The organism is Brasilonema sp. UFV-L1 (assembly GCF_012912105.1).
In the GTDB taxonomy this organism is placed as follows: domain Bacteria; phylum Cyanobacteriota; class Cyanobacteriia; order Cyanobacteriales; family Nostocaceae; genus Brasilonema.
In genome coordinates this window covers 42,208-55,965 of sequence record NZ_QMEA01000020.1, presented here as the reverse complement: position 1 = coordinate 55,965, position 13,758 = coordinate 42,208, and the positions used below count along the sequence as shown (strand labels likewise).

Genomic DNA, 13,758 nt, shown 5'->3' with positions numbered 1-13,758 from the left:
CAAATAATTTAGATTTGCTGTAACAGCGCCTCTATACATTTTTCATCTAAAATCCATAATGAGTAGCTAAAAAATCCAAGATGATTCATAGTAATCAGAAAGAAAGACCTATTGCTGTTGATTTATTTGCTGGTGCTGGTGGCATGACTCTTGGTTTTGAGCAAGCAGGATTTGACGTACTTGCATCTATTGAAATTGATCCAGTTCATTGTGCAACACATGAATTTAATTTTCCTTTTTGGCGTATTTTATGTAAAAGTGTCGTTGATACTACTGCAGCAGAAATTAGAAGTCGCTCTTCTATTGGTGATAGAGAAATAGATGTCGTATTTGGTGGACCACCTTGTCAAGGTTTTTCATTGATAGGTAAACGTATTTTTGATGACCCTCGTAATTCCCTAGTCAAAAATTTTATAAATTTAGTTATAGAATTGCAGCCAAAGTTTTTTGTTTTAGAAAATGTTAAAGGAATGACTCTAGGAAAGCACAGAGAGTTTATTTCAGTAATTATCAATGAATTTGAGCAAAGTGGTTACAAAGTTCGCAAAGATTACAAAGTCTTAAATGCTGCTGAATACGGAGTGCCACAGAATCGTGAAAGATTATTTTTGCTAGGTTGTCGTCAGGATTTAGAATTACCAAATTATCCTGCAGCCCTGACTAGACCTGCAAAATTAAATAAAGCAGAATTGAAAAACCAATTACCATTAAGTCCAACAGTTTGGGATGCAATTGGCGACTTACCTGAAGTCGAAGATTATATAGAGCTTTTTGAAAAAGATTCGGTGATTGCAGAATTTGGTAAACCAAGTGATTATGCTAGACAACTTCGTGGTCTTTGCTATACAGATAAAGACTATTCATATGAGCGTAAATATGACTCTAGAATGCTCACCTCAAGTTTAAGAACAAAGCATACTTTTCAATCTATCAAAAGGTTTGAAGCTACTCCTGCTGGGAAAACAGAACCTGTCAGCCGCTTTCATAAACTTGCTCCTGAAGGAATATGCAATACACTTAGAGCAGGAACTCCCAGTAATAGAGGAGCTTTTACTTCTGCTAGACCAATTCACCCATTTACCCCAAGATGCATTACTGTGCGTGAAGCTGCACGTTTACATTCTTATCCAGATTGGTTCAGATTTCATGTCACAAAATGGCATGGATTTCGACAAATAGGAAATTCTGTTCCACCATTATTAGCTAAGGCTGTAGCGTTAGAAATTATAAAAGTTCTTGGTGTATATCTATTTAAACCTAGAATTATACAAGAACTAGGAAACGAAAATTTACTGATGTATGATATGTCTCAAGCTGCTGAATATTACGGTGTTAATCCACAGGTGATAGAGCCAAGGAAGAGAAATTCAAGGTGATAGCAATTCTCTGTAACAATGCGCTTAATCATTATCCTCCGCCTCCGGCGTCTTCCCAATACCTTGGAGAGCCGGTGCGCCCTTGGTTAAGCGCGTTATAGCACCTAGCATGGGACTACAAGGGGGTTGAATTAAACTCAACTTCATAGAGAAATGGTATGAGTAAGGAAAGAATATATAACACTGTAATTCTTGAAATTTTTAGGCAGCATTACGAACCAGGTATAGATCAATTTGAATTTACTCGCTCTGAACTTGAAGCCGTTGGAGTTAGGCTTGGACTTGATCCAAAAAATCTTGGTGATGTTATTTATGCTTATCGATTTAGAAGACCATTACCTAAAGAAATAACAAATACAGAACCTGAAGGATTGCAGTGGATTATAGAGTTAGCAGGACGTGCAATTTACAGGTTTCGTCTGGAACGTATTAACCGAATTGTTCCCTCAAGTAGCTTGGTGCAAATAAAAATTCCTGACTCTACTCCAGAAATTATCAGCAAGTATTCATCTGGCGATGAGCAGGCTCTCCTAACTAAAATACGTTATAATCGGCTGATAGATATATTTTTAGGAATTACGGCTTACTCACTACAAAATCATCTCAGAACTGCTGTCAATGGAGTTGGTCAAATAGAAATAGATGAACTTTATGTTGGTGTAAATCGTAATGGAGCGCATTTTATCATACCTGTTCAAGCTAAAAGTGGTAGTGACCAAATTAGCATTGTTCAGACAAAGCAAGACATTGCTTACTGCACTATAAAATTTCCTGAGTTGATTTGTCGGACTATATCGGCTCAGTTTATGAAGAATAACGTAATAGCAATATTTGAACTGACGCTAGAGGAAGGCGAAGTCAAGGTAGTACAAGAAAAACATTACAGGCTAGTCCATGCAGAGCAAATATCCGAAACAGATTTAAAAAATTACAGGATTTACGAGTAAGCCATAGACTACATGAGGCGAGTGTTAGCCCTCTTGTGTCACTCTTTGAGGAGTAAAATATTTCAAAAGGTGGTAGCAGACATTTGAAAGTGTTGATGGAATCAGGAGATAAAAAGAAAGGGAAAACAACAGATTATGTAGATAGACAATATATTGGTAATCTTGCGAGTATACGGAGGTAAGCTTACCCCCGGCTTCTAGCCGGGGGCTTTCGCTACGCCCACAACTTCTAGAACGGAAATTTTCAGTTAGCGGGTTGCGATTGCTTCCCTCCGGTCGCTGCGGACTATGATTTTAAGAAATAGCAAGATTTCATGTCCAAGCTCGGAAAAACGTGCTATCCTGCCATACTGCAGCAGTACGCTGCTCAATTGCGGCTAATTCTTTATTGCCAAGAGGTTGGAAAGCTCGCGCGACTTTTACATTATCTTCCAATTGCTTGACTGTTTCAGCTGCAATGACGCAACACTGAACACCAGGCTGAGACAAACTATATCCCATAGCTTGCTGCATCCCATCTACTCCCCCTGGTTTGAATAGTCTGCCGTAAGCCGGTACTTTCATAGCAATCACACCGACATTTTTTTGTTGTGCGATTGGAAGAACGACTGGAAGGAATGGGCGCGGATGATATTTGTCAGCAGAATTGACGGGGATAAGCGTTGTGTGGAACGGATAGCGACGTAATCCTTCAGCAATTACATCTGGGTCGCGGTGTCCAGTGATGCCAACAAATCGAACGAGTTTTTGCTGCATTGCCTCTTCTAAGGCTTTCACTGCACCGGACGAACTAAAGAGAGAGTTGAGTTCTTCACGGAAAGAGACGTGATGCAATTGCCACAAGTCAAGATAGTCTGTGTTTAAACGTTTGAGACTTCTTTCTAATTCTCGCCACGCACCATCACGATCCCTTTTATCTGTTTTGCTTGCAAGAAAAATTTTTGCTCTATGAGATGGTACGACTTTCCCGAAATAATCTTCACTTGGTCCATAATCAGCTGCAGTATCAAAGTAACGGATGCCAAGGTCAAGCGCTTTTTGAATAATTGCGACAGCATCACGTTCTTTTCCTTCCCAAGAGAGAGGTGTTTGTCCTGCCCCTCCTAACCCAAAAATGGGAACTTTGACTCCTGTGCGTCCCAGCACTCGTTCTAGCATTGTTGCTGGTGGTGTCGCAGTGTCAGCTGCTTTGTGTTGCAAAGCAGACGCTCCCACTATACTGCCTGTAACAGCAACACTAGTGATGAGGAAGTTACGCCGCGTCGTGTTTCCTGACATAGTTTTCTTCCTGGGGTAAATCCGCTTTTCTTTTTATATGTTAGCGAAGTGTCACTGTAGGCAGTATAAATTTTACAAACTAATTGACTGCGGCATTTTGCCTAGCAAATTCCCGATGAATTTGATACTGAATAATTTTTTGCTGCGCCATTGGGTAGTTTTCGCTAGAAAGGGGTACTTTTTCCAAAAGTCTAATTGCTTGTTCCCACCGATTAAGAACTATTTTCCACTCATCTTCAGTTTGTGCTGACTTGGTTAGCCGTGCTGCAATTTTAGCTTTATTAATCGCTTGCGTATAATTACCATTGTCAGGAGTCGGTTGAGAAGAGACTTCTATTTGATTGACCAAAGATATCTTTGCAGATGATAGACTTGGTTTCACTTCTGGCAAATTGGTAAATAGGTATATCCATAAACCAATTAAGGAAATTAAAACAAGTGTGAAAAGTCTCTTAACTAACTTTCCATTTTTCACAATCCAGTCAATAAGATTGGACTTTTTTGTCGGTGCTGGCTCAGTTTGTTTTGTTTCGGGGACACTGGCTACTGTTGGTTGAATTTCAGTCTTATTCTCTACTGGTACATTACTCGTTGTCTTGACACTTTCAGAATCAGCAGTAACAACATCACCAAAAATCAAGTGGTATTTAAATGAATACTCGATGTGGTAAAAAATAGCCGCGCTGATTATCCAGAAAATAGTAAAGATGACTTGCAGATTTTTGTGAGGCTGGTTATTGCTGTCAATAAAATTTTCGTAGCTGACCTTAAACAAAGGTAAAAAAGGAGTCGAAAAAAATATTGCAATCAGAGTCGAAAAGACAAACACAAGCCAGCTATATAAACTTTCCCACCAACTGATAATTCCAGGAACAAATCCCTTGATATTGTTTGTCGGTTCTCCTGGAATCGCGGGGATGAAGCGACCAAGAAAGAAGTGATGAAAAAAGGCGATCGCAGGAATTGGTAATATTGCTATGAATATGACAAACATGGTCACTAATTCTAGGTTATTTGACCATTGAGCGAAATAGGAATCCAAACCGCTGCTACGCCTGATCAAAGCGACCAACCCAGTCATGAACATTGATAATATCAAGGCATTTAACCAAGAACTGGGGTAAGGAAACCATATAGGTAATCTAAACTTTTTCATCTCACACCTACTTTTTTGACCTGAGTGAACAGATTTCTACGCCTTTAGGAAAAGACTGTGTAGTCCTGTCGCGGCTTGTTGTTAGACTTGATCATGGCAAAATTTAGCTGTAACATATCGAACAACAAACTTTTTTCGCACTAAACAATCATTGCTCTTCCAATAAGTAACCAATGGGAGTCTCAGTAAAATCAAGGGTTCACTGCATCTATCTAAAGTCAGATTTTAAGTAAAGTCACTGTAAAGAGCAACGTCAGTCTCTCCGGGAAATTCAAAATTCACGCATTGCGTAGCGTCCGAACCCTAGGGTAGGATTTCATTCAAAATAGGACTTACGCAAAAACCCTTTTAAACCCTCTTAACTATGCGCCAAGGGCGCACGCTGCGCTAACGTGCTCTTTGCGTCCTTTGCGGTTTATTTTTTCATTATTTTGCGTAAGTCCTGCAAAATAGGACTTACGCAGAAACCGGGTTTCTTTACTGATATCTTGCACCATTCTCAACAAGACCCAAACCTAGGGTTTATAAACGAGAAATTAAGGTTTATACGAGCAGGTATTCTCAAGAAACCCGGTTTTTAACTCAGGTGCAAGATCTGAGTTTACGAAAAATTGTTATTTTAACCGTAAGTCTCTGTCTGTGAAACCCGGTTTCTTTCGTGTCTATGCGTAAGTCCTGCAAAATTTAACTAAAGCTATAAAAAAGCTATAAAATATGAAAATTTCTCAACGTCATGCTTGGTCTCTAACAGTAGATGAAGCGATAAAAATTCAAGAAGAACTCAGAGATGAGGTTATTACTGAAGATAAACTCAAAGAACCGGTACAATTTGTGGCTGGGGTAGATATGGGTTTTGAAGCGGATGGAACAATTAGTCGTGCAGCTGTTGCAGTGCTAAGTTTTCCTGATTTACAACTACAAGAAACAAGCTTAGCACGACGTCCTACAACATTTCCTTACATCCCTGGATTTCTCTCATTTCGGGAAATACCTGCTGTACTAGATGCATTGGAAAAGATTCAAATAATACCAGATATTATTTTGTGTGATGGACAGGGAATTGCTCATCCTCGAAGATTTGGTATAGCTTGTCATTTAGGTTTACTTGTCGATATACCTACTATTGGTGTTGCTAAATCATTGCTTGTTGGTCAGCATGAAGATGTACCAGAAACACGCGGTAGCTATCAACCACTGATACATAAAGGAGAAACAATTGGAGTTGTTTTACGGACACGTACAGGAGTAAAACCACTCTATATTTCTAGCGGTCATAAAATTAGTTTACCTACGGCAATTGATTATGTATTGCGTTGTACGACGAAATATCGGTTACCAGAAACAACACGCATCGCTGATAAACTCGCGTCTGCAAAATAAGTAAATCGGAATAAGCGTCGTATAGTAGACCCAAAGCATTTACTTGAAAGTTGTTCTTGGTGTGGCAGATTTTTAGTTGCAGTTCAGAGTTATCACGGTTCATAGTGTTAGGTAATTATAGTAAATAAGCTTAGTTTAAAAACTTGGATATCTCATTGTGACAGAAAGCGGTGACCGATTGTTCAAGGAATTGTTGCGTTGTATAAAGAAATTTCACGCTGGCTCAATATAAGTTAATTTTCAATTTTTTAAAGACTTGCTTTTTCTATCTCAGTCATGTTAGGAATCGCACAGGAAGGAACTGAAGTTATTTATATATAGAGTTACTTGGTTAAAAATGAACACACTAACTTTACAGTGGAACGATGCAGGTCAACAAAAAACTCAGAAAATTCATGAACACGGTCTAAACAAAAATCATGGTAGCGTCCGCATCGGTCGCGATCCACTCCGATGTGACATTGTTCTGAGTCATCAGACTGTATCGGGTCTGCACATTGAAATCTATTTTCACACTCAACAGCAGCACTTTTTCTTGAGAAATTTGCGAGAGCAAAATCCTCCTCTTGTAGATGGACAGCAACTCGTTCAGGGTGAGGTGGTTTTAAATCAGGGCAGTACTATCTATTTAGGACAACAACAGCTCAAGGTGATTGCTGTTTCTATCCCTACAACAAGCAGTGTCCCAACAACAATTTTGTTACCACCGCAACCACCAGCAGCAAATCCTCAACCTGTAAAACCAGTTGTACAGTCACAACCTCAAGTTCATTTAGCGATACCTCCAGCACAACAAGCAGTAGCGCCAGGACATCATCATCCACCTGTACTTCCTGTACAGCAAGAAGTCTATGGGTTAAAGTGCCCCAAATGTCATAGAGTTTCCTCATCTGAATATCTGCAAGTCGGCTGTTGTTGGTGTCGTTGGTGCGGTACTTCTTTGGCTGGCGCAGCCAGTGTTTTAGTAGCACCCAATCATTAGGTCAATTCACAGGTCAATTCACGCATTTACGCATTCAAAAATTTTTGACTGATGACTTGTTACAAATAATCAGTTGCTTTTAACTATTAATTAAACATTAATGACTAATAATTTACAAATTCAATTAAGTTGGGATGAACCAACAACGGGAGAGAGGCGAGAACCACGCCTGAGTTTACCGATTGCTTTTGGACGAGATTTTGCTGCGCTACCAACTGAAATCAGAGGACAGCGCGTTACCCGAATGTTGCTAAATAGTCATCAAGTCTCTCGAGTTCATGCGCTGATTTCATGGGAACAAAATCAGTTGGTAGTGACTGACCAAAAAAGTACCAATGGCATTTTTGTCAATGGTCAGCGACAAACACGCAGTGTTCTGGCGAATGGCGATACTGTGCAAATCGGTCCGTACATAATCACAATCACCTTTGTTGCTGCTAACACACCTGCACTTACCCCTAGTGTCAACTCTGCTATCCACTTCAATCCCGACACCAATTTACCAGATCCCAGCTTACTTTCTCCCAGAGCTGCAACACCTTTGGGCAGCAGTTTTCCACCACCTGTGTTTCAAGAGGAAAAAGTTCCAGTACAAGCGCTGCACGCAACTGGTAAAACAGTGGGTGAAAGTGATTTTCTTGCAATTGGAGCAGGATTGGGTAGCTATATTTGGGTAGATTTACTGAGAATTTGGGGTGTTCGTTGTGAAAAAATAGTGGCTTTGGGATTAGATCAAGAACCTTATGCGCGATACAAGCGCCTCTGTATGAATTCGCAAATTCCTTTGCATGAACGATTGCGTTCTAATTCAGATTCTTGTCCTGATAATATTTGGGGTTGGCCTAGTTACGCGTTACGGGAGTCTTGGCGTGATTTTACCAAGGCAAACCTGAGTCAGTCATTTAAATATTTGTGGCAAGTGTTTAACGAACCAACTTTTGCTGAAACTTATACTCCTCGTGCGGGAAATGTGTTTGATTCGATAAATCGAGAGGCAAAGCGTATAGGTTGGGATAAGATTTATCGTTATGGACGAGTGCGGGCAATTCGTAAAACTGATGATGGTCGGTATTGTGTCGCTTATTCTCAAGGACCAGGAAGTCATGCTTTTCATGTTGCTCGTTATCTACATTTGGCAATTGGCTATCCAGCGATTCAGTTTCTTCCAGATTTGCAAGCTTACAGGGAAAAGTATCAAGATTTTAAGTCTGTGGTCAATGCTTACGAAGACCACAATCATGTTTATGAACAACTGGAGAAACAGGGTGGTAAAGTGCTGATTCGGGGACGAGGAATTGTAGCTTCCCGTATTTTGCAGCGCATTTATGAAGCACGACAACGAAATCGAAATATTACAGTTTTGCATTTAATGCGATCGCCTAAACCCATCGGTAACAAGTTTGAAAAAGCACAACGTTTCGTCAATAATCATTACGAATTCCAACCTTTTAACTGGCCAAAAGCTTGTTGGGGTGGCGAACTGCGAGTCATGCTAGAAAAAGCGAATACTGATGAACGCAAGCGCTTGCTCACAGACTGGGGTGGTACCACCACTGCAGATCGCCGTGACTGGCAGCGTATTACCGAGGAAGGATTAAGAGAAGGTTGGTATAAAATTGAATTTGGCGAAGTACAAAAGGTGGAACGCGATGCTCAAAACCGACCTCTTACACATATCCAAGAACAAGGTTTTGGGCAAATGACTCTAGATGCTGATTTTATTATTGATAGCACCGGACTGGATGCTAAAGCGCAAGCCAGCCCACTACTGGAGGATTTGGTGAAACACTACAACCTACCATTGAATTATCTGGGGCGTTTATCTGTTGGGAACAACTTTGAGTTGGTTGAGATGCGTCATGCAAAAAGTCAAATATATGCCGCTGGGGCAACAACTTTAGGTGGTCCCTATGCAGCGGTTGATAGCTTCCTCGGTTTGCAGTACGCGGCTTTATGTGCTGTGGATAGTCTTGCCGCTGCCCGTGCGCCTGGGGTACATCGCTTAAATGCTTTTAGTTCTTTTGGACAATGGTTGAAGTGGGTGTTCAATCAATCGCCTTGATCCCGCAGACGAAAGAATTTGCAGGCGCTGGATACGCTTACAGTGTTGAAAGCAGAAAGCCCAATGCCTACGGCACGCGCAGCAAACGGCTAAAAGCCGTGGAAGTGTCAAGCAAAGCATCCCTATAATTATGACTCCTGAAAATAGCAATAATCCATTTCTCCATCTCAAAGTTCGCTCTTTGCTGTTGCGGCTTTTACTGATATTTTTTATTCTTGGTTTAGGACTGGGGATCATCCAAGCGACAACAGGGGTACAATTCCATCCTCAAGTCTTGAATCTCATCCTCTACATTTTTGTGTTTGGATTACTTTGTCTGTGGACACTGGCAGACTTTAAGCGTTTTAGAATTCACATCAGGTATTTCGTTGGTCGGCTGCCAAATAATCATAGGTGGTTGCCAATGGTAGGCTTAGTTATTGTGTTGATACTATTTTCTATTGGTTCGTACCTGGTGTTATTTTACCTATTGTCATTAGCTGCTCCATCATTTGTAGATACAATCCTACGTGAGGCTGCTAAAAGTCCAACACCTCAAAAGACTGCACCACTGTTATCCAATCTGCTGGGAGCTATCGTGTTAGTGGTTGTGGCCCCATTGACAGAAGAATTTCTCTTTAGAGGAATTATCTTACAACGCTGGGCAAGTAAATGGGGTATTCGAGCAGGATTGATAAGTTCATCGCTGTTGTTCGGCATCGGGCACACGAATGTTGTGGGATTGTCTATGGTAGGAATGATTTTGGGAGTGCTATATATTAGGACACGCTCGCTCATGGTACCTATTGCCTGCCATGCAATCAATAATTCTTTCGTGGTGGTCATGACGCTGTTATCCAATGAATCTAATAACACTGTCTCAGTCATGAACGAGTTAGAACAAGTCCGTCATAGCTTGTGGTTAGGCATCGTGTTGATTCTTCTCTCACTACCTGTGCTAGTACGCTTTCTTTCCCAAAACTGGCCACGCAAAGATGAAAACATCCCCTACTTCATCAACTCTTTTGAAAAAGAGTCGTGAAAAAACAAGAAATGTTATGCTCTGTGGTATGGAAATGTATAGAATTCTATAGAGATATTAAATATATATTTAAGAGATGCAGACATTTGAAACAAGTTCCTTAATGCATCTGTCAGTTGTACCAAAACGTTGCCAGCCTCTAAAGATTGTCGCGTTAGGAGATAGCTTAGTCTATGGATTTGGCGATCCAGAAGGAGGCGGCTGGGTCGAACGACTACGGCGATGTTGGATGTCACCAGATAGCCCAGGTCATGTTATTTACAATTTGGGAGTACGAGGCGATCGCATTCAGCAAGTCTCACAAAGGCTAGAAGTTGAATTTCGACATCGAGGTGAACTACGAAATCAGGTTCCTGACTTGATTATTCTTTCAGTCGGAGTCAACGATTCAGCACGGTTAGGTCGTTTGAATGGACGAAACTATACAGATTTTGCCGTTTTTGAGTCACACATTGCATCCTTACTTGACCAAGCACAGCAATTATGTCCAGTTTTGTTTGTAGGCATGGTACCAGTTGATGAAGCCAAAATGCCATTTATGGATTGCCTTTACTACAATCATATTGACCAGTACCGTTACAAAGAAGCTATGCGAGTTGCTTGTTCTGCAAGGAGAATTCCCTATCTCGATATTTTCCAGAAATGGATGGATTGCGGCGAAGCATGGAGGCTCAAACGTTTGAGCAAAGACGGTCTTCATCCAAATACGCTTGGGTATCAAACTTTATTAGAGGATGTCATGAATTGGGAAGCTTTTGCTTGCTACAATTCCAGTTCCTTGTAGAACACCGATTCAGTATTCACAATTCTAACAAAAAAACCTAGTTTCTTCTTGTCGAGCCAAGGAAATTTCAGTCTTTCCGGTAACAGAAACTGGGTTTTTGGGATTAGTGAATCGGTGTTCTAATTCGAGTTTCTTATTTTTGAATGAGCGAATGCGTGAATTGTTATGACTCCTACTTTGTTTGGTCGCTGGCAAACTCGACTGTTACTATTTTTTACTGTCGGCGTATTGGTATCGATACCTTTTGCAATCGGTTTAGTTGGTTCTCCTCCTGACTCTGTTTATTTTTGGATACTTAGCTATGTAGCTATATTTGGCTTAGTCTGGGATGTGGTTTATATCCAAATCCAAAAATATCGTTGGGATAGGGATTGGCCTGCTACATATCAATTGTTGGCTGGTCTTTGGGAAATGATATTTGTTTTGTGTAGTATCAAAATTATTGGCTTACCAGCGGTTGCAAAAGAACTACCAATTTTCTGGTTTTTAGTGCATTATAGCATCGTGTGGTTGGCAGTTTTTCTTGTTTCGCAAAGCTTGATGCGAATTTTATTTGTCCGTTGGCGCTTCCGGGGTGGACAGTTGTTATGAAAAAATGACGTGTAAAGTATAGATGTCAGGACTTACGCAAAATAATGAAAAAATAAACCGCATAGACGCGCAGCGGTGAGACAGCGCTGCAGGAGGGTTTCCCGACAGAGGCGACTGCGTTAGCGCAGCGAGACCGAAGGTCTTCCCCGAAGGGCTTCCCGCAGGGTAGGACGCAAAGAGCACGTTAGCGCAGCGTGCGCCCTTGGCGCATAGTTAAGAGAGTTTAAAAGGGTTTTTGCGTAAGTCCTAGATGTGTTCAGCAATCAAGTTATAGTTTTTAACTCCTGATCTAACGCCGCTCAGAGAAATGAACCCAGAGATATTGGTAAGATTACAAAACTTGTGTAGAGATGAAGCGGCATTTGAGACGCTCAAGCAGATCCTGGCAGAAGAAGTCCAACAATTGCAGCAGCAAATCAATCAAGCTAATTTCCAACTAGAGCAGCAAAAAGCATTGTTCCGTGTGATTACTCGCTTGCGGGAACCTCTAGATTTGGAAACAATTTTTCAAGCCACAGCGACTGAGGTTCGTCAACTTTTGGAAGCAGATCGAGTCGGGATGTTTCGCTTCTATCCAAACTCAGGCTGGGATGATGGAGAATTTGTTTCTGAGGATGTGGATCCAGCTTTTCCTTCAGCTATGGCGCAAAAAATTCACGATCATTGTTTTGGCGAACAGTTTGCAGTCCATTATCAGCAGGGGCGAATTCAGGCTGTTGCAGATATTTATAATTATGGGTTGAGCGACTGTCACATTCAGATTCTATCTCAATTTCAGGTACGAGCTAACCTAGCAGTGCCACTTCTGCAAGGTGAAAAACTCTGGGGATTGCTCTGTATTCAGCAATGTCGCACTCAGCGAGAATGGCAAGCGACAGAAATCGAATTTGTCAGCCAAATTGCCACTCACTTGGGAGTTGCTCTCCAGCACGCAGAACTCCTGGCTGATCTACGGGCGGAAGTCGTGGAGCGCCTACAAGCCCAGCAAGCAGTACAATCGCTAAACCAGGGACTGCAACGAGCGATCATTGAACTACAGGCAGTGAACAAGGAACTGGAAGCTTTTTGCTACTCTGTCTCCCATGATTTGCGTGCGCCTTTACGCGGTATTGACGGCTTCAGTCAAGCTTTGCTGGAAGATTACTTTGATTTGCTGGATACAACCGGACAGGACTACCTGCGGCGAATTCGGGGAGCGACTCACCGGATGGGGCAATTGATTGATGATCTGCTCAATTTATCTAGGGTGACGCGCAGTGACATGCACCTAGAAACTGTGAATTTGAGTCTGTTAGCTCGTGGAATCTGTACTGAGTTACAGCAGAGTCAGCCAGAACGGCAGGTAGAATTTGTGATCCAAACAGGGCTGATCGCTCAAGGGGATAGCCGTCTGTTGCGAGTTTTGTTGGTAAACTTACTGAACAATGCCTGGAAATTTACATCCAAGCACCTTCAAGCACGGATTTCGTTTGGAGCGAGTCAGAGCGAAAGTGGCAAGAGCGTCTACTTTGTTCGAGATGATGGCGCGGGCTTTGATATGGCGTACACTAACAAGTTATTTAGTCCGTTCCAGCGTTTGCATGGAATGAATGAATTTCCAGGAAATGGAATTGGACTTGCCACTGTGCAGCGAATTGTGCATCGGCATGGTGGTCGGGTGTGGGCAGAAGGAGCAGTGGAACAAGGGGCTACTTTTTACTTTACATTAGTAGCAGAGGAGGAAGGACATGAGCGCGAACAACAAAACTATTCTCCTAGTGGAAGATAATCCTGATGATGAAGCTTTGGCAATCCGAGCCCTCAAGCGCAATCACATCAGCAATGAGATTGTAGTGGCTCATGACGGTGTTGAAGCCCTAGATTACCTGTTTGGAACTGGAGTTTATGCCGGACGAAATATCAACCTCAAGCCTACGGTGATTTTGTTGGATTTAAAGCTGCCCCGCATTGATGGTATTGAAGTATTGCGCCGCTTGCGAGAAGACGAACGCACTAAGCTGCTGCCAGTAGTGATTCTGACTACCTCCAACGAAGAACAAGATATGCTCAATAGTTACAGTTTGGGGTGTAACAGTTACATCCGCAAACCCGTAAATTTTATCGAGTTTACGGAAGCAGTCCGGCAATTAGGGATGTACTGGCTTTTAATGAACGAACCACCGCCACTTTAGGAAGGTAGTG

12 protein-coding genes are annotated in these 13,758 nt (G+C 41.7%); 10 read left to right on the top strand and 2 right to left on the bottom strand.

The genetic code is table 11. The features are described 5' to 3' along the window. Positions 1–80: 80 nt before the first annotated feature. Together DP117_RS08845 and DP117_RS08840 are read left to right on the top strand one after the other, a co-directional pair. Positions 81–1,376, top strand: a complete 1,296-nt coding sequence (locus tag DP117_RS08845) for a DNA cytosine methyltransferase (protein WP_169217945.1) — start codon at positions 81–83, stop codon at positions 1,374–1,376. Positions 1,377–1,534: 158 nt separating this feature from the next. After that, positions 1,535–2,323: an endonuclease gene (locus DP117_RS08840; RefSeq protein WP_169217944.1), complete on the top strand. Its 789-nt coding sequence runs from the start codon at positions 1,535–1,537 to the stop codon at positions 2,321–2,323. A 312-nt stretch (positions 2,324–2,635) separates the two neighbouring features. Here DP117_RS08840 and DP117_RS08835 read toward each other — a convergent pair whose 3' ends face one another. After that, a complete protein-coding gene (locus tag DP117_RS08835; RefSeq protein WP_169217943.1) occupies positions 2,636–3,601 on the bottom strand; it encodes an aldo/keto reductase in 966 nt (321 codons plus the stop codon). A 79-nt stretch (positions 3,602–3,680) separates the two neighbouring features. Beyond that, the gene (locus tag DP117_RS08830) at positions 3,681–4,757 is read right to left on the bottom strand and encodes a hypothetical protein (RefSeq protein ID WP_169217942.1); all 1,077 of its coding nucleotides are present in this window, start codon (positions 4,755–4,757) and stop codon (positions 3,681–3,683) included. Positions 4,758–5,471: 714 nt separating this feature from the next. Between DP117_RS08830 and nfi the strand changes: the two genes are divergently transcribed. The 8 genes from nfi to DP117_RS08790 all read left to right on the top strand — a co-directional run bounded on the left by nfi (position 5,472) and on the right by DP117_RS08790 (position 13,748). After that, positions 5,472–6,137, top strand: a complete 666-nt coding sequence (nfi, locus tag DP117_RS08825; protein ID WP_169217941.1) for a deoxyribonuclease V — start codon at positions 5,472–5,474, stop codon at positions 6,135–6,137. A gap of 337 nt (positions 6,138–6,474) precedes the next feature. Then, positions 6,475–7,119 (top strand): FHA domain-containing protein, encoded by a 645-nt coding sequence (locus DP117_RS08820; protein WP_169217940.1) that lies wholly within the window; start codon positions 6,475–6,477, stop codon positions 7,117–7,119. Positions 7,120–7,219: 100 nt separating this feature from the next. Then, entirely contained in the window at positions 7,220–9,181 is a 1,962-nt protein-coding gene (locus tag DP117_RS08815; RefSeq protein ID WP_169217939.1) for an FHA domain-containing protein, read from the top strand. A gap of 130 nt (positions 9,182–9,311) precedes the next feature. Beyond that, entirely contained in the window at positions 9,312–10,202 is an 891-nt protein-coding gene (locus DP117_RS08810) for a type II CAAX endopeptidase family protein (RefSeq protein WP_169217938.1), read from the top strand. A 76-nt stretch (positions 10,203–10,278) separates the two neighbouring features. Continuing rightward, a complete protein-coding gene (locus DP117_RS08805; protein WP_169217937.1) occupies positions 10,279–10,986 on the top strand; it encodes a GDSL-type esterase/lipase family protein in 708 nt (235 codons plus the stop codon). A 165-nt stretch (positions 10,987–11,151) separates the two neighbouring features. Further along, positions 11,152–11,577, top strand: a complete 426-nt coding sequence (locus DP117_RS08800; RefSeq protein ID WP_169217936.1) for a hypothetical protein — start codon at positions 11,152–11,154, stop codon at positions 11,575–11,577. A 307-nt stretch (positions 11,578–11,884) separates the two neighbouring features. Next, complete coding sequence (locus tag DP117_RS08795) at positions 11,885–13,345, top strand: GAF domain-containing protein (protein WP_169217935.1); 1,461 nt, start codon at positions 11,885–11,887, stop codon at positions 13,343–13,345. Continuing rightward, positions 13,305–13,748, top strand: coding sequence for a response regulator (locus DP117_RS08790; RefSeq protein ID WP_169217934.1), 444 nt, complete (start codon positions 13,305–13,307; stop codon positions 13,746–13,748). The genes DP117_RS08795 and DP117_RS08790 overlap by 41 nt, the downstream gene beginning before the upstream one ends. The last annotated feature ends 10 nt before the right edge of the window (positions 13,749–13,758 follow it).